This is a genomic window from Streptomyces sp. SID8374, assembly GCF_009865135.1.
GTDB lineage: Bacteria > Actinomycetota > Actinomycetes > Streptomycetales > Streptomycetaceae > Streptomyces.
Genome location: NZ_WWGH01000001.1, coordinates 335,355 through 352,296, shown reverse-complemented (window position 1 = coordinate 352,296; position 16,942 = coordinate 335,355). Strand labels below are relative to the sequence as shown.

Sequence of the window (16,942 nt, the reverse complement as noted above, 5' to 3'; positions counted from 1 at the left end):
TCACAGCGGGGTCGGTGCGGAGGGGCGGACGTACCGCTCCAGGAGCGTCTGCCGGTGGAGGCGGGCCTGCTTGGGCATGTTCCAGCCGAGCACGCCGACGGTGGCGTCCCCCTGTGTGAAGCGGACGACGAACCGCCCCTCCTCGGGGGAGCCCTCCACGACGTGCGCCTCGGCCTCGGGCGTCGGTGCGCCGTAGACCTGGATCTTCACGTCGAACTGGTCGCTCCAGTAGTAGGGGACCGGCGTGTACGGGCGGTCCTCGCCGAGGATGTTCGCGGCGACGACGAGGGCCTGCTCGGCCGCGTTCGTCCGGTTCTCCAGCCGGAGGGAGGTACCCAGCACCTCGTGGTGCCAGCGGGCCACGTCCCCGACCGCGTAGATGCCCTCCGCCGCGCGGCAACGGGAGTCGCACACCACCCCGTCCAGGGCCCGCAGGCCGCTGCCCGTCAGCCAGTCGGTGGCCGGAGTGGAGCCGACCGCCGCCACGACGAGATCGGCCGGGACGCTCTCGCCGGAGACCAGCCGCACCCCGCGCACCCGGCCGCCCTCGGTGACCAGCCCGTCCATCAGGGTCCGGCCGCGCAGTTCGACCCCGTGCCTGTGGTGCAGAGCGGCGAGGTGTTGTGCCGTCGAGGCCCCGATCTGGGCGGCCATGGGGGCCGGTTGAGGCCCCACCAGCGTGACGGCGGGCCCCATCTGCCGTACGGTCGCGGCGACTTCACTGCCCAGGACGCCGTCGCCGACCACCACGACAGCGGACGCGGTGAGCAGCTCGCCGCGCAGCGCCTGCGCGTCGGCCAGGGTCCGCAGCACATGGACGCCGCCGACTCCCGCCGCTCCGGGGAGCGTTCGCGGGCGCAGCCCGGTCGCCAGCACGACGGCGTCCGCGCCGAGCGTCCGCCCGGCCGAGGTGGTCACGGTCCGCGCGGCCGCGTCCAGGGAGACCGCCGCCTCGCCGAGCCGGAAGTCGGCGTCCAGTGCGTCGAGTGCTTCCCGCGTACGCAACTGGGCGCGTTCGGCGTCCCACGTTCCGGCGAGCACCTGCTTGGAGAGCGGCGGCCGGTCGTACGGAGCTGGGCCCTCCGCTCCCAGTACGGTGATCCGGCCCGCGAAACCCTTGCGGCGCAAGGCCTCCACCGTGGTGAGCCCGGCGGCCCCGGCACCGGCGACCAGGACGGTCGAGGGCGGGTTCACGAACCCTCACCGATGTGGATGGCGAGCGCGGGGCAGACCTCGGCGGACTCGCGGACGGCGGCGTGCTGGTCCGCCGGAGGCTCGGCGTCCAGGAGGATGACGATGCCGTCGTCCTCACGCTGGTCGAACACCTCGGGCGCGATCAGCACGCACTGGCCTGCGCCGCAGCACTTTTCCTCATCGACCGTGATCTTCATGCGGGGTCCTGCTTCCTTGGGTGGGGGGAGCTCTTCGGGGTGGGGGAGCTCTCGGGACGGAGGGAGGTGACGGGGGCGGTGAGCAGTCCGGTGATCGCGTCGCACAGCGCGTCGGCCGTCTCCTGCCAGGAGGTGGCCGAGGACGGTACGAGCCCGTCGGCCTGGGCGCGTTCACGTTCCGCGCAGGTGTGGGTGATCAGATGGCGGGCCATGGTCCCGCGATCGGCCCGTACGGGGGAGGGAAGGCCGTCGTCCAGGCAGCGGCCGAGTCCGTCGAGGGTCTGGAGCAGATGAGGGCGGGTGAGGGCCTCGTCGGTGACCAGGGCGCGCATCAGGGGGTCCGTCATGACCTGGACGGCGAACCGCGCCTGCCAGGAGGGGGAGCCGAGCGAGGCCAGGTGCTCGGTGACCGGGCGGACCAGGCAGCTCACCCAGACCCGTACGTCCGCCCCGTTCCCTCCGGCCGAAGCGGCCGACACATGCTGCCCGCGGATCAGCTCCACCTGCTCGCCGTGCTTGGTCATGATGGCGCGGACGAGTTCGGTCCGGCTGCCGAAGTGGTAGCTGACGGCCGTCACATTGCCCTGGCCCGCCGCCTCGGCGATCTGGCGGTTCGACACGGCGGACAGCCCCTGCTCCGCGAAGAGCCGCTCGGCCGCGGCCATGATCGCCTCGCGGGTCCCGGCCGCCCGCCCGGTGCGGGCCGCTGCCCGGCTCACCAGCGCACCGGCAGTTCACGCAGGGGCGTGGTGAGCATGCCCTCGTGGCGTTGCAACTCGCCCGGTTCGACGGCGAGTTCCAGAGTGGGCAGGCGCCGGAGCAGCACGCCGAGCACCGCCTGCAACTCGGTGCGGGCCAGCGGCTGGCCGAGACACGAGTGGGGTCCCGCGCCGAAGGTGAGATGGGGGTTGGGGGAGCGCCCGAGGTCCATGGAGTCCGCGTTCTCCCAGGCGCGCTCGTCCCGGTTGGCCGAGGCCATGCTGCACACCACGGTGGTGCCGCGCCGCACCGTGCCACCCGCCAGTTCGATGTCCTCGTGCACATAGCGGAGCATGCCGAAACCGCTGCCGTTGGCGTCGTAGCGGAGCACCTCCTCCACGGCGGAGCGGATCAGCGACGGGTCCGCCAGCAGCCGTTCCCAGCGGGTCCGGTCGGAGAGGAGGTGGGCGGTCATCATCGAGATGAACCCCGCGGTGGTCTCGTGCCCCGCCAGCAGCAGCGCCTGCCCGGTGGCCACCAGGCCGTCGTGGGACATCGGCCGGCCGTCGGCGTCGGCCCCGTCCATGAGCCGGCTGAGCAGATCGTCGCCCGGCGCCTCGCGCTTTCGGGCGATGAGACCCCTCATGTACTCGGCGAACGCGCCGTGCGCGGCCTCGGTCTCCGGGCGGGTGTACTTCGTCATGTTGAGGAAGGTGTCCGACCACGCCTTGAACAGGTCACGGTCGCTCTCCGGCACACCGAGCATGGCGCAGATGACGTAGACCGGCAGCGGAAAGGCGAGGTGCTCCACCAGGTCCGCCGGGGAGCCGTGGTCCAGCATGTCGTCGACCATCCGGTCCGCCATGGCCTCCATGCCGGGCTTCAGTGCCGCCATCCGCCTGGCGGTGAACCACTTGCCGACCATCCGCCGCCAGCGCTCATGCCCCTCGTCGTTGAGGGCCCTGGCCATGGGGCTGCTGAAAATGCCCTCCGCCTCACCGGCCGACACCCGTGCGGCGTCCGGCGAGGCCAGCCCTTCCCGGCTCAGCCTCGGGTCGGAGAGAGCCGCCCTGACGTCCTCGTACCGCGTCAGCAGAGCCGCCTCGTCGCCGCTGGGGAACGTCACCCGGGCGACCGGGCAGGTGCTGCGCAGCTCCTGCCACTCCGCGGGCGGGGCAAGGGCCTCCGGAGCCGCGATGGGGTAGCTGATGGCATCTCGCACATCGGTCACACATGCCTCCTCGGATTCCGTGCTGGCGAAGATCAGCCAAGTGCATTCCCGCAGTTAAGTCAATCGACTGACTTAAAAGTATGGGTGAACGGCTGGGATCCGCCGGACGGCCTTCTAGGCTGGGCGGATGCGAGAGACATCCGCCGCGACCGGCCCCCGTACGACCGGGTCCCGCGCCGCCCGACCGGCCGGGCCGGGACGCCCATGACCAGGGAGACCCGCTCGCTGCCGGCGCACGCGCCCGGATCGGTCGACACCCCCTTCGTCATCCAGCCCTACGACGAGGTCGTCTCCCACGACACCCTCTGGGACGCGCACTCGCACCCCTTCCACGAACTGCTCTGGAACGAGCGGGGCGCCTCCTCGGCGGTGGTCGGCGAACGCATCTGGACGATCACCCCCGCCCTGGGCCTGTGGATGCCCGCCGGGACCCTGCACTCCGGATCGGCGACGGCGGGGACCTGGTTCCGCGCGAGCTTCTTCGGCTTCCGTACGACGTCGTCGATCTCCGACACCCCGGTCGCCGTCGAGATCACCCCCCTGCTTCGCCTCCTCCTGGAACGGCTCGGCGAACCCGGCCTCGCCCCCTCCTCCCGGGCCGCGACCGAAACGCTGGTCCTCGACGTCCTCGCCCCCTCGCCCCGTGAGCTGCTCGTCCAGATCCCCACCTCCGACCTCCTGCGCCCCGTCGCGGACGCGGTACGCGAGGATCCCGGCGACCAGCGGACGCTGGCGGACTGGGCGGCCGAACTGGGGGTGAGCACCCGTACGATCACGCGCGCGTTCAGCGCCGAGACGGGCACGAGCTTCGTCCGCTGGGTGGCGGCGGTCCGCGCCCAGCGCGCGATCGACCTGCTGACCCGTGGCTGGGACGTCGAGTCCGTGGCCGAGGAGGTCGGCTACCGCTCGGCGAGCGCCTTCGGCGCCGCCTTCCGGCGGACGACCGGGCTGACGCCGGGGGCCTTCCGGGCGGGGTGAGCCGCCGGGCGGGCGACGGGAGCACAAGCGACGCTTTCGGGTGTCCTTATCGCTACAACGGCTGTCTCAAACGGTTGATTGCGACACGGCCCCCGACTCTCATAAAGTGCGAAGGCAAGCCTTACCTAAGCCGCTCTGCCTCCGCAGCGCACCCCTCCACGACGGCGACCCACGCCCGGACGTGCGGGAAAGCGGCGCCCCGACCTCCGGAAAGCCGGGTACTCACCCATGTCCTCACACCGCCTCCGCCTGCTCGCCGTGGCAGCCGCCCTCGTCTCCGTCGCCGCCTGCGGCGGGAGCGGGAGCGGTGACGCCGAGAACAACAAGGGCGAGGGGAGCGCCGCCGGCGGCTTCCCGCTGACGGTCGAGCACGCCCTGGGCAAGACCACCATCCCCGCCAAGCCGAAGCGCGTCGCCACCGTCAACTGGGCCAACCACGAAGTGCCGCTGGCCCTCGGTGTCGTGCCGGTCGGCATGGCCGCCGCCAACTTCGGCGACGACGACGGCGACGGGGTGCTGCCCTGGGTCGAGGAGCGGCTGACGGAGCTCAAGGCCAAGACGCCGGTGCTGTTCGACGAGACCGACGGCATCGACTTCGAGGCCGTCGCCGACACGAAGCCCGACGTCATCCTCGCCGCGTACTCCGGGCTGACCAAGAAGGACTACGACACCCTCAGCGAGATCGCCCCCGTCGTCGCCTACCCGGACGCCGCCTGGGCGACCCCGTGGCGCGAGATCATCCGCACCAACAGCGAGGCGATCGGGCTGGCCGACGAGGGTGAGAAGCTGATCACGAAGCTGGACGGGGACATAGCCAAGACCGCCGCCAAGTACCCGCAGCTCAAGGGCAAGTCGGCGATGTTCATGACGCACGTCGACCCCAACGACGTCAGCGAGATCGGCTTCTACACCACGCACGACACCCGGACGCAGTTCTTCGAGGACCTGGGCATGACGACCCCGGGCAGCATCGCGAAGGCGTCCGAGGGGACGAAGAAGTTCGCCCTCACCAAGAGCGCCGAGCAGATCGACGCGTTCGACGACGTCGACATCATCACCGGCTACGGCGACGACACGGGTGACCTGCTCAAGGCGATCACCAAGGACCCGCTGCTCTCCAAGATCCCCGCGGTCAAGCGCGGTTCGACGTATCTCCTGCCCGGCAGCTCGCCGCTGGCCACCGCCGCCAACCCGACGCCGCTGTCGATCAGTTACGTGCTGGACGACTACGCCGCCGCCCTCGCCGAGGCCGCGGACAAGGTCAAGTGACCGCTTCCACCGACCGGCGCCCGCCGGACGCCACCATGGCCCGGCGTCCGGCGGGCGTCCGCACGCTCTGGCTCCTCGCCGCCCTCCTGGTGCTGGCCGCCGTCATGGTGGCCTCCGTCGCCTTCGGCTCGCGCGACGTCCCCTGGGCCGACGTCCAGGCGGCGCTCGGCGGAGCCGACGAGACCCTCGGGCAGGCGGCGGCGACGAAGCGCATCCCCCGTACGGTCCTCGCGGTCGTCATCGGCGCCGCGCTGGGCCTCGCCGGGGGAGTGATGCAGGGCGTGACCCGTAACCCTCTTGCCGACCCGGGCATCCTCGGCGTCAACATGGGCGCCTCGCTCGCCGTCGTCACCGCCGTCGCCTTCTTCGGGCTCTCCTCGCCGACCGGCTACATCTGGGTCGCCATCGCGGGCGCCGCCCTCTCCGCCCTGTTCGTGTACACCGTCGGGACGCTCGGGCGGGGCGGGGCCACCCCGCTCAAGCTCGCGCTCGCCGGGGCCGCCACCTCCGCCGCGTTCGCCTCGCTCGTCAGCGCCGTCATCCTGCCCCGCAACGACATCGCCGGAAGCTTCAAGCTCTGGCAGATCGGCGGGGTCGGCGGTGCCTCCTTCGAGCGCATCGGACAGGTGGCCCCGTTCCTCGCGGTCGGCTTCGCCATCTGCCTGCTCTCCGCGCGCGCCCTCAACTCCCTCGCTCTGGGAGACGAGTTGGCGGCCGGGCTGGGCGAACGGGTCGCCGTCGCACGGGCGGTGGCCGCGCTCGGCGCCGTACTCCTGTGCGGAGCGGCCACCGCCGTCGCCGGGCCCATCGGCTTCGTCGGCCTCGTCGTCCCGCACACCTGCCGGCTGCTCGTCGGCGTCGACCACCGCTGGCTGCTGCCCCTCTCGGCGCTGCTCGGCGCGGTCCTGCTCACCGCCGCCGATGTGGCCGGGCGGATCGTCGCGCGCCCGGCCGAGATCGACGTGGGCATCGTGACCGCGCTGATCGGCGCCCCCTTCTTCATCTACATCGTCCGCCGACAGAAGGTGCGTGCCCTGTGAGCGCCCCCGCCCTCACCCGGCCGGCCCCCCAGGAGGCGTCCCCCGCATCCGTCGCGGCCGCCACCCGCCGCCGTATCCGGGGCGCCTCCCGCAGGCGCCTGGTGATCCTGGTCCTGGCCGTCCTCGTCGCCGCCGCGTTCGCCGTGACGCTGATGGCGGGCCGGACGTTCTACCCGCCCGGCGACGTCTGGCGGGTGATCCTCGGCGAGCAGGTGCCGGGCGCCACCTTCACCGTCGGGCGGCTGCGGCTGCCGCGCGCGGTCCTCGCCCTGGTGGCGGGGTTCAGCTTCGGCCTGGCCGGTGTCACCTTCCAGACGATGCTGCGCAACCCGCTCGCCAGCCCCGACATCATCGGCATCAGCTCCGGGGCGAGCGCCGCGGCGGCCATCGCGATCGTCACGCTCTCCCTCGGCGAGGTGCAGGTCTCCGTCCTCGCCATCGCCGCCGGACTCGGGGTCGCGCTGCTCGTCTACTCGCTCGCCTTCCGGGGCGGAGTCGTCGGCACCCGGCTCATCCTCATCGGCATCGGCATCTCGGCGATGCTGGACAGCGTCACCTCCTACGTTCTCTCCCAGGCCGCCGAATGGGACCTCCAGGAGGCGATGCGCTGGCTGACCGGCAGCCTCAACGGCGCCACCTGGGACCAGGTGTTGCCCGCCCTCGCCGCAGCCGCCGTCCTCACCCCGCTCCTGCTGGGCCAGGCCCGCAACCTCTCCGCGATGCAGCTCGGCGACGACACCGCCTCCGCCCTCGGCGTACGGGTCGAACGCACCCGGATCACCGTGATCGTGGCCGCCGTCGGGCTGATCGCCTTCGCCACGGCCGCCGCCGGGCCCATCGCGTTCGTGGCGTTCCTCTCCGGACCCATCGCCGCCCGGATCGTCGGCGCGGGCGGCTCCCTGCTGGTGCCCGCCGGACTCGTCGGCTCGCTCCTGGTACTCGTCGCCGACTTCACCGGCCAGTTCGCCTTCGGCGAGCGCTACCCGGTGGGCGTCGTCACCGGCGTCCTCGGCGCCCCCTACCTCGTCTATCTGATCATCCGCACCAACCGGGCGGGAGGCTCGCTATGACCACCGACCACCAACTGACCGCCGAACACCTCACCCTCGGCTACGGCGACCGTACGGTCGTCTCCTCCCTCGACTTGGTCGTACCGCCGGGCAGGATCACCGTCGTCGTCGGCGCCAACGCCTGCGGAAAGTCGACCCTGCTGCGTTCGATGTCCCGCCTGCTCGCACCCCGCGAAGGCCGGGTCGTGCTGGACGGCAAGGAGGTGCACCGCCTCCCCGCCAAGGAACTGGCCCGTACGCTCGGCCTGCTGCCGCAGTCCCCGGTGGCGCCCGAGGGCATCACCGTCTCCGACCTCGTGGGCCGCGGCCGCCACCCGCACCAGTCGATGTTCTCCCGCTGGAACGAGAAGGACGACGCCGCCGTCGCCTCGGCCCTGGAAGCGACGGCCACCGAACCGCTGGCCGACCGCGCGGTGGACGAACTCTCCGGCGGTCAGCGCCAGCGCGTCTGGATCGCCATGGCCCTGGCCCAGCAGACCGACCTGCTCCTGCTGGACGAGCCCACCACGTTCCTCGACGCCAGCCACCAGATCGAGGTCCTCGACCTGCTCACCGACCTCAACCGCTCACGCGGCACGACGATCGTGATGGTGCTCCACGACCTCAACCTCGCCGCCCGGTACGCCGACCACCTCATCGCCCTCGCCGACGGCACCCTGCACGCCGTCGGCTCCCCGGCCGAGGTGCTGACCGAGGAGACCGTCCGCGCGGTCTTCGGCCTGGAGAGCCGCGTCATCGAGGACCCTGTGTCGGGCCGGCCCCTGATGCTCCCGATCGGCCGCCACCACGTCCTGGCGGGGTGACCGGGGGGAGCGTGCGCCCCCTCTGATCGGCTGACTGCGGAACGTGAGTGACATGTTTCGCGGCACCACGGGGGACACAGGGGAGGTCTGTTCCCGGGCCCTGAGCCGGGACGCCCTGAAACCCCCGAACCGGTCATTGGGAGAAACCTCGGTGCAGAACGCCCCGGTGCACGACGCCTCGACGCAGGCCCCCTCGGTCCACGACAAGGAAACCGTACGGAGCTGTCCGTTCGACTTCGCACAGCAACTGGAGTTCGACCCCCAGCTCAAGGAACTGCTCACCGAGGAGCCCGTCTCCCGCATCCGCATGGCGTACGGGGAGGGCGAAGCCTGGCTCGTCACCCGGTACGAGGACGTCCGCACGGTCACCACCGACCGGCGCTTCAGCCGCGGCGCCGTACTCGGCCGGGACTTCCCCCGGATGACCCCCGAGCCGATCGTCCAGGCCGAGTCCATCAACCTCATGGACCCGCCCGCCAGCAGCCGGCTGCGCAGCCTGGTCGCCAAGAGCTTCACCCCGCGCCGCGTCGAACAGATGCGGGAGGGCACCCAGCGGGTCGTGGACCGGCTGCTGGACGGGATGGAGGACGAGGGCTCACCCGCCGACTTCGTCGCCCGGATCTCCTCGCCGCTGCCGCTGATCACCATCTGCGAGGCCCTCGACATCCCCGAGGCCGACCGCCCCTGGCTGCGCGCCCACGCCATGACGATGATGAACGTCGGGGCCGCGGGCAAGGAGGACGCGGTACGGGCCAAGGCCGAACTGCGCGGCTACTTCACCGAGCTGACCGCCGAGCGCCGCCGCTCCCCGGGCCAGGACCTCATCAGCACCCTGGCCACCGCCCGCGACGGCGACGAACTCCTCGACGACAAAGAGCTGGCCGTCATGGCGATGGTCCTGCTCATCACCGGCCAGGACACCACGACGTACCAGCTCGGCAACATCGCCTACACCCTGCTCACCCGGCCCCAGCTGCTGAAGACGCTCCAGGCCGAACCCGAGCGGCTGCCCCGCACCATCGAGGAGCTGCTGCGGTACATCCCCTTCCGCAAGGGCGTCGGCATCCCCCGGATCGCCATGGAGGACGTGGAGCTGAGCGGGGTCACCATCAAGGCGGGCGACATCGTCCATGTGTCGTACCTGACGGCCAACCGGGACCCCGCCAAGTTCGACCGCCCCGACGAGCTGGACCCCGACCGGCCCTCCATCCCGCACATGACGTTCGGCTGGGGCGCCCACCACTGCCTGGGTGCGCCGCTCGCCACCATGGAACTCGAGGTCGCCTTCTCCACGCTCCTGGCCCGCTTCCCGGCGCTGCGTCTCGACGCGGAGCCCGAGGACATCCGGTGGAACACGACGTCCATCTGGCGTTACCCGCTCGCCCTGCCCGTCACGTGGTGACGAGAGCCTCCGCTCCCAGATACGAGGAGAACCCATGGCGACCCTGTGCCGACCCGCCATCGCTGTGCCCGAACACGTCATCACGATGCAGCAGACCCTGGAGCTGGCCCGGGAGACCCACCACGGGCACCCCCAGCGCGACCTCGTCCTGAGGCTCATCCGGAACACCGGGGTCCAGACCCGGCACCTGGTGCAGCCGATCGAGGAGACCCTCAAGCACCCCGGCTTCGAGCTGCGCAACCAGGTGTACGAGGCCGAGGCCAAGACCCGGGTCCCCGAAGTGGTGCGGCAGGCCCTCGCCAACGCCGAGACCGACCCGGCCGACATCGACCTGATCGTCTACGTCTCCTGCACGGGCTTCATGATGCCCTCGCTGACCGCCTGGCTCATCAACACCATGGGGTTCAGACCCGAGACCAGACAGCTGCCCATCGCCCAGCTCGGCTGCGCGGCCGGCGGCGCGGCGATCAACCGGGCGCACGACTTCTGCCGGGCCTACCCCGACTCCAACGTCCTCATCGTCTCCTGCGAGTTCTGCTCGCTCTGCTACCAGCCCACCGACATCGGCGTCGGATCGCTGCTCTCCAACGGCCTGTTCGGGGACGCCATCTCCGCCGCCGTCGTCCGGGGGCAGGGCGGCACCGGTATGAAGCTGGAGCGCAACGGCTCCCACCTCGTGCCCGACACCGAGGACTGGATCTCCTACGCCGTCCGCGACACCGGATTCCACTTCCTGCTGGACAAGCGCGTGCCCGGCACCATGGAGATGCTCGCGCCGGTCCTCCAAGACCTGGTCGACCTGCACGGCTGGTCGGTGCCCGACATGGACTTCTTCATCGTCCACGCGGGCGGCCCGCGCATCCTCGACGACCTCTGCCACTTCCTGAACCTGCCGATGGAGATGTTCCGCTACAGCCGGGCCACCCTCACCGAACGCGGCAACATCGCCAGCTCCGTCGTCTTCGACGCGCTCGCCCGCCTCTTCGACGACGGCGGCGCGGCCGAGTCGGCGCAGGGCCTGATCGCCGGATTCGGGCCCGGTATCACCGCCGAAGTGGCGGTCGGCAGCTGGACGAACCAGGCCCCCGGCACCGACCCCGACCGGGAACTGGCCGACCTGGAGCTCACGACGGGCGTTGCGCTGTCCGGCTGAACGGCTGAGGCGCCGCACGGGCGGGGGCCGCGGAACGGGTATTCGCTCTTCGCGGATGCGTATCCGCTCCGCGAACACCCCCACCCGAGGAGACCTGCATGCGCCTGCGTGCCCGATGGGCCCCGGCCGCCCTGCTGCTGATCGCACCGCTGATCGGCACCACCACCCCGGCCACCGCCGACACCGGACCGGAAGGGGTCCCGGTGGAGCGGTCCGCCCGGGCCGTACCCGGGCAGTACATCGTCACCCTGGAGCCCGAACTCTCCCCGGACACCGTCCTGGAGGAGTTCGGGCTCCGCCCGTTGTTCACGTACGGGAATGTCCTGCACGGGTTCGCCGTCACGCTCACCGCCACCGAACTGGAGGCGGTGAGGGCCGTCCCCGGGGTGCTCGCCGTCGAGGAGAACGCCGAAGTGGCCGTGGAGGCGCCCCGGACCGGCGGCCTCTTCCGGGCCCCTGCCGCCACCTGGGGCACCGACCGGATCGACCAGCGCGCCCTGCCGCTGGACGACACCTTCACCACCACCGCCACGGGCGAGGGCGTGAAGGTGTACGTCGTCGACACCGGGATCGACGCCGCGCACGCCGAGTTCGGCAGCCGGGTCGTCAAGGGCTACGACGCGGTCGGCGACGGCCGTGACGGGCAGGACTGCAACGGCCACGGCACCCATGTCGCCGGGACCGTCGGGGGCTCCACCTCCGGGGTGGCGAAGGATGCCTCGCTGGTCGGTGTACGGGTCCTGAACTGCCAGGGCCGGGGCACCTGGGCCGGCATCATCGCCGGGTTCGACTGGGTGGCCAAGGACGCGGCGGCCGGGTCCACCCCCGCCGTCCTGAACGCCTCGCTCGGCGGGGCCCGCTCCCGCGCCGTCGACGTGGCCGTCGAAGCCGTCGCCGACGCGGGTGTCCTGCCGGTGGTGGCCGCGGGCAACGAGGACCAGGATGCCTGCGACGTCTCCCCGGCCGCGGCCGACGGCGTGGTCACGGTGGGCGCGAGCGACCGCCAGGACCGGGAGACCTCGTTCAGCAACTGGGGCTCCTGCGTCTCGCTCTACGCCCCCGGCGCCGACATCGTCTCCGCGAAGCTCGGCGGCGGCACCGTCTCCCTGAACGGCACCTCCATGGCCAGCCCGCACGTCGCCGGGGTCGCCGCCCTCTACAAGGAGGAGAACCCCTCGGCCACGCCTGCCGCCGTCACGAGCTGGCTGACCGGCACCGCCACCCCGGACGTGCTCTCCGGCCTCGGCCAGGGCTCGCCCGACCTGCTCCTCTACACCGGCGGCCTCTGACACTCCGCCAGGCGGGGCCGGTGAGCGGCGGGCGAGGCGCCTTCCGCTCACCGGCCTCCGCTGCGTCCGGCTGTTGCCGGAACAGTGGACGGTCTCTCATTTCTCTGCAACTCTCTGACCGCACAACGCAAAACCGAGCCGTAGTGCGTGCAGAATCGCGTGTTTCCTGACTACGGATCCAGAGCCGCGCTCTCGGTGCGCCGTGCGCCGAGGCCGAAGATCGGGGAGCTATGAGAGCCCAACGCTGGAGATGGCGGGCGATATCCGCCTTGGTCACGACCAGTCTTCTGATGATCGGCTGGCCGTCGCTCACCGCTTCGGCGGCCGACGGCCCCAACCTCGCCGCGGGCCGGGCCGCGGCCGCCGGCAGCGCGCATGCCGAGTACCCCGCCCCCAACATCACCGACGGCAACGCGTCGACGTACTGGGAGAGCGCGGGCGGCAACCTGCCCCAGTGGGTCCAGACCGACCTCGGCTCGGCCAACCGCGTCGACGAGGTGACGCTGAAGCTCCCGCCGTCCTGGGAGAGCCGTACACAGACCCTGTCCCTCCAGGGCAGCGTGGACGGCACCAGCTTCGCGACCCTGAAGAGTTCGGCCGCCTACTCCTTCAGCCCGGGCTCCGCCAACACGGTGAAGGTGACCTTCCCGGCCACGCTGACCCGCTTCGTCCGGGTGAACATCACCGCCAACACCGGCTGGCAGGCCGCCCAGCTCTCCGAGCTGGAGGTGAGGGCGGCAGCCGGCTCATCGGGCAACCTCGCCGCCGGGAAGACCCTCAAGGCCAGCAGCAGCAACGGGAGTTACGTCGCCGCCAACGCCAACGACGGCAACCGGGCCAGCTACTGGGCGAGCCGCGAGAACGCCTTCCCGCAGTGGATCGAGGCCGACCTCGGATCATCCGTCCGCGTGGACCGGGTCGTCCTGCGGCTCCCCGACGGCTGGGCCGCGCGCAGTCAGACGCTGAAGCTCCAAGCCTCCGCCGACGGAACGGAGTTCACCGACCTCACCGCCTCCAAGGACTACCGCTTCGACGCGGCGGGCGGGCAGTCGGCGACGATCTCCTTCGACCCCACGACCACCCGGTACGTCCGCGTCCTGGTCACCGCCAACACCGGCAGCCCCTCGGCGCAACTCGCCGAGCTGGAGGTCTACGGCCCCGCGACCGGCGACACCCAGGCCCCGACCGCACCGGCCGACCTGGCGTTCACCGAACCCGCCAGCGGCCAGATCCGGCTGACCTGGAAGGCGTCCACGGACAACACCGGTGTCACCGGCTACGACGTCTACGCGAACAACACCCTGCTGGCCTCCGTCGCGGGCAACGTCACCACGTACACCGACACCCGCCCGGCCGGGCAGACCGTCTCCTACTACGTGCGGGCCAAGGATGCGGCGGGCAACGTCTCGGCCAACAGCAACACCGTGACCCGCACCGGTGACACGGGCGACACCCAGGCACCCACCGCCCCCACCGCACTCGCGTTCACCGAGCCGGCCGCCGGGCAGATCCGGCTCACCTGGCAGGCGTCCAGCGACAACAGGGGCGTCACGGGCTACGACGTCTACGCCAACAACGTGCTGCGCGGCTCGGTCGCGGGCAACGTCCTGACGTACACCGACACCCAGCCGGCCACCGCCACGGTCTCCTACTTCGTCCGGGCCAAGGACGCGGCGGGCAATGTCTCGACCAACAGCAACACCGTGACCCGCAACGGCTCGACGGGGGCCGCCTCCAACCTCGCGGTCAACAAGCCGATCACGGCCTCCTCGGTGGTGCACACCTTCGTCGCCGCCAACGCCAACGACAACAACACCGCCACCTACTGGGAGGGCGCGGGCGGCAGTTACCCCAACACGCTCACCGTCCAGCTGGGCTCCAACGCCGACACCCAGAGCGTCGTCGTCAAGCTCAACCCGGACAGCAGCTGGGGTCCGCGCACCCAGCGGATCGAGGTCCTGGGCCGCGAGCAGAGCGCCTCGTCCTTCAACTCCCTGGTCGCCGCGAAGGATTACGCCTTCAGCCCGGCGAGCGGCAACACGGTGGCCATCCCGGTCTCCGCCCGGATCGCCGACGTCCAGCTGAAGTTCACCGCCAACAGCGGCTCCGGCGCCGGTCAGGTCGCGGAGTTCCAGGTGCTGGGCGCCCCCGCGGCCAACCCCGACCTCCAGGTCACCGGCCTCACCGCGTCGCCCGCCACCCCGGTGGAGTCCGACACCATCACCCTGACCGCCACCGTCCGCAACGCGGGCGCACTCGCCGCACCGGCCAGCAAGGTCGAGTTCCGGCTCGGCGGCTCCAAGGTCGCCACCGGCAGCGTCGGCGCCCTGGCCGCCGGCGCCTCCACCCAGGTCAGCGCGGCCATCGGCGCCCGGGGCGCGGGCAGTTACCTCCTGAGCGCGGTCGCCGACCCGGACAACGAGGTCATCGAGCAGAACGAGACCAACAACACCTACACGGCCGCCTCCCCGCTGGTCGTGCAGCCGGTCTCCAGCTCCGACCTGGTCGCGACACCCGTCACCACCTCGCCCTCCGCCCCGGCGGCGGGCAACACCGTCACCTTCTCCGTCGCCATCAAGAACCAGGGCACCATCGCCTCCGCGAGCGGCAGCCACGGCATCACGCTCACGCTGCTCAACTCCCAGGGCGCCACGGTGAAGACCTTCACCGGCGCGCACACCGGGACCATCGCGGCGGGCGCCACGACCGCACCCGTCTCCCTCGGCACCTGGACCGCCGCCAACGGCTCGTACACCCTGCGCACGGTCCTCGCGGCCGACGCCAACGAGCTCCCGGTCAAGCGCGAGAACAACACCTCCACCGAGTCCCTCTTCGTCGGGCGCGGCGCCGACATGCCGTACGACATGTACGAGGCGGAGGACGGCACCACCGGCGGCGGCGCCCAGGTCGTCGGCCCCAACCGGACCGTCGGCGACATCGCGGGCGAGGCCTCCGGACGCAAGGCCGTCACCCTCAACAACACCGGCAACTACGTCGAGTTCACCACCAGGGCGGCCACCAACACCCTGGTCACCCGGTTCTCGATCCCGGACTCCGCGGGCGGCGGCGGGATCAACTCCACGCTGAACGTCTACGTGGACGGCACCTTCCTCAAGGCCGTCGACCTCACCTCCAAGTACGCCTGGCTGTACGGGAACGAGGCCGCACCCGGCAACTCCCCGAGCGCCGGGGCGCCCCGCCACATCTATGACGAGGCCAACGTCATGCTGGGCAGGACGGTCCCGGCCGGCGCCAAGATCCGGCTCCAGAAGGACGCCGCCAACTCCACCACGTACGCGATCGACTTCATCAGCCTGGAGCAGGTCGCACCGGTCGCCAACCCGAACCCCGCCACGTACACCGTGCCGACCGGATTCACCCACCAGGACGTGCAGAACGCCCTGGACAGGGTCCGCATGGACACCACCGGCACGCTGGTCGGTGTCTACCTCCCGCCGGGGGAGTACAGCACCGCCAGCAAGTTCCAGGTGTACGGCAAGGCCGTGAAGGTGGTCGGCGCCGGGCCCTGGTACACCCGGTTCAACGCCCCCAGCACACAGGACAACACCGACATCGGCTTCCGGGCCGAGGCCAGTGCCAAGGGGTCCTCGTTCGCCGACTTCGCCTACTTCGGCAACTACACCTCCCGCATCGACGGGCCGGGCAAGGTGTTCGACTTCGCCAATGTGTCGGACATCGTGATCGACAACATCTGGAACGAGCACATGGTGTGCCTCTACTGGGGCGCCAACACCGACAGCATCACCATCAAGAACTCCCGGATCCGCAACATGTTCGCCGACGGCATCAACATGACCAACGGGTCCACCGACAACCTCGTCACCAACATCGAGGCGCGAGCCACCGGTGACGACAGCTTCGCGCTCTTCTCGGCGGTCGACGCCGGGGGAGCGGACATGAAGAACAACCTCTACGAGAACCTGACCTCGATCCTCACCTGGCGCGCGGCGGGCGTGGCCGTCTACGGCGGCTACGACAACACCTTCCGCAACATCCACATCGCCGACACCCTGGTGTACTCCGGGATCACGGTCAGCTCGCTGGACTTCGGCTACCCGATGAACGGCTTCGGGACCCAGCCGACGAAGATCGAGAACGTCTCGATCGTCCGGTCCGGCGGCCACTTCTGGGGATCGCAGACCTTCCCCGGAATCTGGCTCTTCTCCGCCTCCAAGGTGTTCCAGGGCATCCGGATCTCGAACGTGGACATCGTCGATCCGACGTACAGCGGCATCATGTTCCAGACGAACTACGTCGGCGGACAGCCGCAGTTCCCGATCAAGGACACCGTGCTCACCGATGTCTCGATCTCCGGTGCGCGCAAGAGCGGTGACGCCTTCGACGCCAAGTCCGGCTTCGGTCTCTGGGCCAACGAGATGCCGGAGGCGGGGCAGGGTCCCGCGGTCGGCGAGGTCACCTTCAACCGGCTGAGGCTCAGCAACAACGCCCAGGACATCCGGAACACCACCTCCACCTTCAAGATCAACATCAACCCGTAGCGAGGAGGCGGGCAGAACGGAGGAAGGGGCGTCTCCCGTTGGCCGGGAGGCGCCCCTTCCTCGTATATTCCTTGCATCGAGAAGTCGGAGACTTGCA

13 protein-coding genes are annotated in these 16,942 nt (G+C 71.0%); 9 read left to right on the top strand and 4 right to left on the bottom strand.

Translation table 11 applies throughout. The annotated features are described in order from the left end of the window. The 4 genes from GTY67_RS01490 to GTY67_RS01475 are packed head-to-tail and all read right to left on the bottom strand — an operon-like array spanning position 1 to position 3,321. Positions 1-1,194, bottom strand: coding sequence for an FAD-dependent oxidoreductase (locus GTY67_RS01490; protein ID WP_161277511.1), 1,194 nt, complete (start codon positions 1,192-1,194; stop codon positions 1-3). Beyond that, on the bottom strand, positions 1,191-1,391 hold the full coding sequence (locus tag GTY67_RS01485; protein WP_093694245.1) for a ferredoxin: 201 nt from the start codon (positions 1,389-1,391) through the stop codon (positions 1,191-1,193). The genes GTY67_RS01490 and GTY67_RS01485 overlap by 4 nt, the downstream gene beginning before the upstream one ends. Next, complete coding sequence (locus GTY67_RS01480) at positions 1,388-2,056, bottom strand: TetR/AcrR family transcriptional regulator (RefSeq protein WP_161279925.1); 669 nt, start codon at positions 2,054-2,056, stop codon at positions 1,388-1,390. The genes GTY67_RS01485 and GTY67_RS01480 overlap by 4 nt, the downstream gene beginning before the upstream one ends. Positions 2,057-2,106: 50 nt before the next feature. Next, on the bottom strand, positions 2,107-3,321 hold the full coding sequence (locus GTY67_RS01475) for a cytochrome P450 (RefSeq protein ID WP_161277510.1): 1,215 nt from the start codon (positions 3,319-3,321) through the stop codon (positions 2,107-2,109). Positions 3,322-3,525: 204 nt separating this feature from the next. Between GTY67_RS01475 and GTY67_RS01470 the strand changes: the two genes are divergently transcribed. From GTY67_RS01470 to GTY67_RS01430, 9 genes are all read left to right on the top strand, one after another. Further along, complete coding sequence (locus GTY67_RS01470; RefSeq protein ID WP_161277509.1) at positions 3,526-4,299, top strand: AraC family transcriptional regulator; 774 nt, start codon at positions 3,526-3,528, stop codon at positions 4,297-4,299. 228 nt (positions 4,300-4,527) lie between these two features. Then, complete coding sequence (locus GTY67_RS01465) at positions 4,528-5,568, top strand: iron-siderophore ABC transporter substrate-binding protein (protein WP_161277508.1); 1,041 nt, start codon at positions 4,528-4,530, stop codon at positions 5,566-5,568. Positions 5,569-5,603: 35 nt separating this feature from the next. Beyond that, positions 5,604-6,608: an iron ABC transporter permease gene (locus GTY67_RS01460; RefSeq protein WP_161279924.1), complete on the top strand. Its 1,005-nt coding sequence runs from the start codon at positions 5,604-5,606 to the stop codon at positions 6,606-6,608. Beyond that, the gene (locus tag GTY67_RS01455; RefSeq protein ID WP_161277507.1) at positions 6,605-7,678 is read left to right on the top strand and encodes an iron ABC transporter permease; all 1,074 of its coding nucleotides are present in this window, start codon (positions 6,605-6,607) and stop codon (positions 7,676-7,678) included. The genes GTY67_RS01460 and GTY67_RS01455 overlap by 4 nt, the downstream gene beginning before the upstream one ends. Next, positions 7,675-8,481 carry an ABC transporter ATP-binding protein gene (locus tag GTY67_RS01450; RefSeq protein WP_161277506.1) on the top strand — a complete coding sequence of 269 codons (807 nt, stop codon included), beginning with the start codon at positions 7,675-7,677 and terminating at the stop codon, positions 8,479-8,481. The genes GTY67_RS01455 and GTY67_RS01450 overlap by 4 nt, the downstream gene beginning before the upstream one ends. Before the next feature lie 166 nt (positions 8,482-8,647). Further along, positions 8,648-9,883, top strand: coding sequence for a cytochrome P450 (locus tag GTY67_RS01445; RefSeq protein WP_093694514.1), 1,236 nt, complete (start codon positions 8,648-8,650; stop codon positions 9,881-9,883). A 19-nt stretch (positions 9,884-9,902) separates the two neighbouring features. Further along, positions 9,903-11,036: a type III polyketide synthase gene (locus GTY67_RS01440; protein ID WP_343238739.1), complete on the top strand. Its 1,134-nt coding sequence runs from the start codon at positions 9,903-9,905 to the stop codon at positions 11,034-11,036. A gap of 98 nt (positions 11,037-11,134) precedes the next feature. After that, a complete protein-coding gene (locus tag GTY67_RS01435; RefSeq protein WP_161277504.1) occupies positions 11,135-12,325 on the top strand; it encodes a S8 family peptidase in 1,191 nt (396 codons plus the stop codon). Between the two features lie 230 nt (positions 12,326-12,555). After that, positions 12,556-16,845, top strand: a complete 4,290-nt coding sequence (locus tag GTY67_RS01430) for a discoidin domain-containing protein (RefSeq protein WP_161277503.1) — start codon at positions 12,556-12,558, stop codon at positions 16,843-16,845. Positions 16,846-16,942: the final 97 nt, after the last annotated feature.

What these genes read in the sequence shown, in the direction of transcription:
- GTY67_RS01435 (WP_161277504.1), top strand. Translation starts at nt 11,135, where the DNA reads ATGCGCCTGCGTGCCCGATGGGCCCCGGCCGCCCTGCTGCTGATCGCA.
- GTY67_RS01485 (WP_093694245.1), bottom strand. Translation starts at nt 1,391, where the DNA reads ATGAAGATCACGGTCGATGAGGAAAAGTGCTGCGGCGCAGGCCAGTGC.
- GTY67_RS01450 (WP_161277506.1), top strand. Translation starts at nt 7,675, where the DNA reads ATGACCACCGACCACCAACTGACCGCCGAACACCTCACCCTCGGCTAC.
- GTY67_RS01465 (WP_161277508.1), top strand. Translation starts at nt 4,528, where the DNA reads ATGTCCTCACACCGCCTCCGCCTGCTCGCCGTGGCAGCCGCCCTCGTC.
- GTY67_RS01430 (WP_161277503.1), top strand. Translation starts at nt 12,556, where the DNA reads ATGAGAGCCCAACGCTGGAGATGGCGGGCGATATCCGCCTTGGTCACG.
- GTY67_RS01470 (WP_161277509.1), top strand. Translation starts at nt 3,526, where the DNA reads ATGACCAGGGAGACCCGCTCGCTGCCGGCGCACGCGCCCGGATCGGTC.
- GTY67_RS01460 (WP_161279924.1), top strand. Translation starts at nt 5,604, where the DNA reads ATGGCCCGGCGTCCGGCGGGCGTCCGCACGCTCTGGCTCCTCGCCGCC.
- GTY67_RS01480 (WP_161279925.1), bottom strand. Translation starts at nt 2,056, where the DNA reads ATGGCCGCGGCCGAGCGGCTCTTCGCGGAGCAGGGGCTGTCCGCCGTG.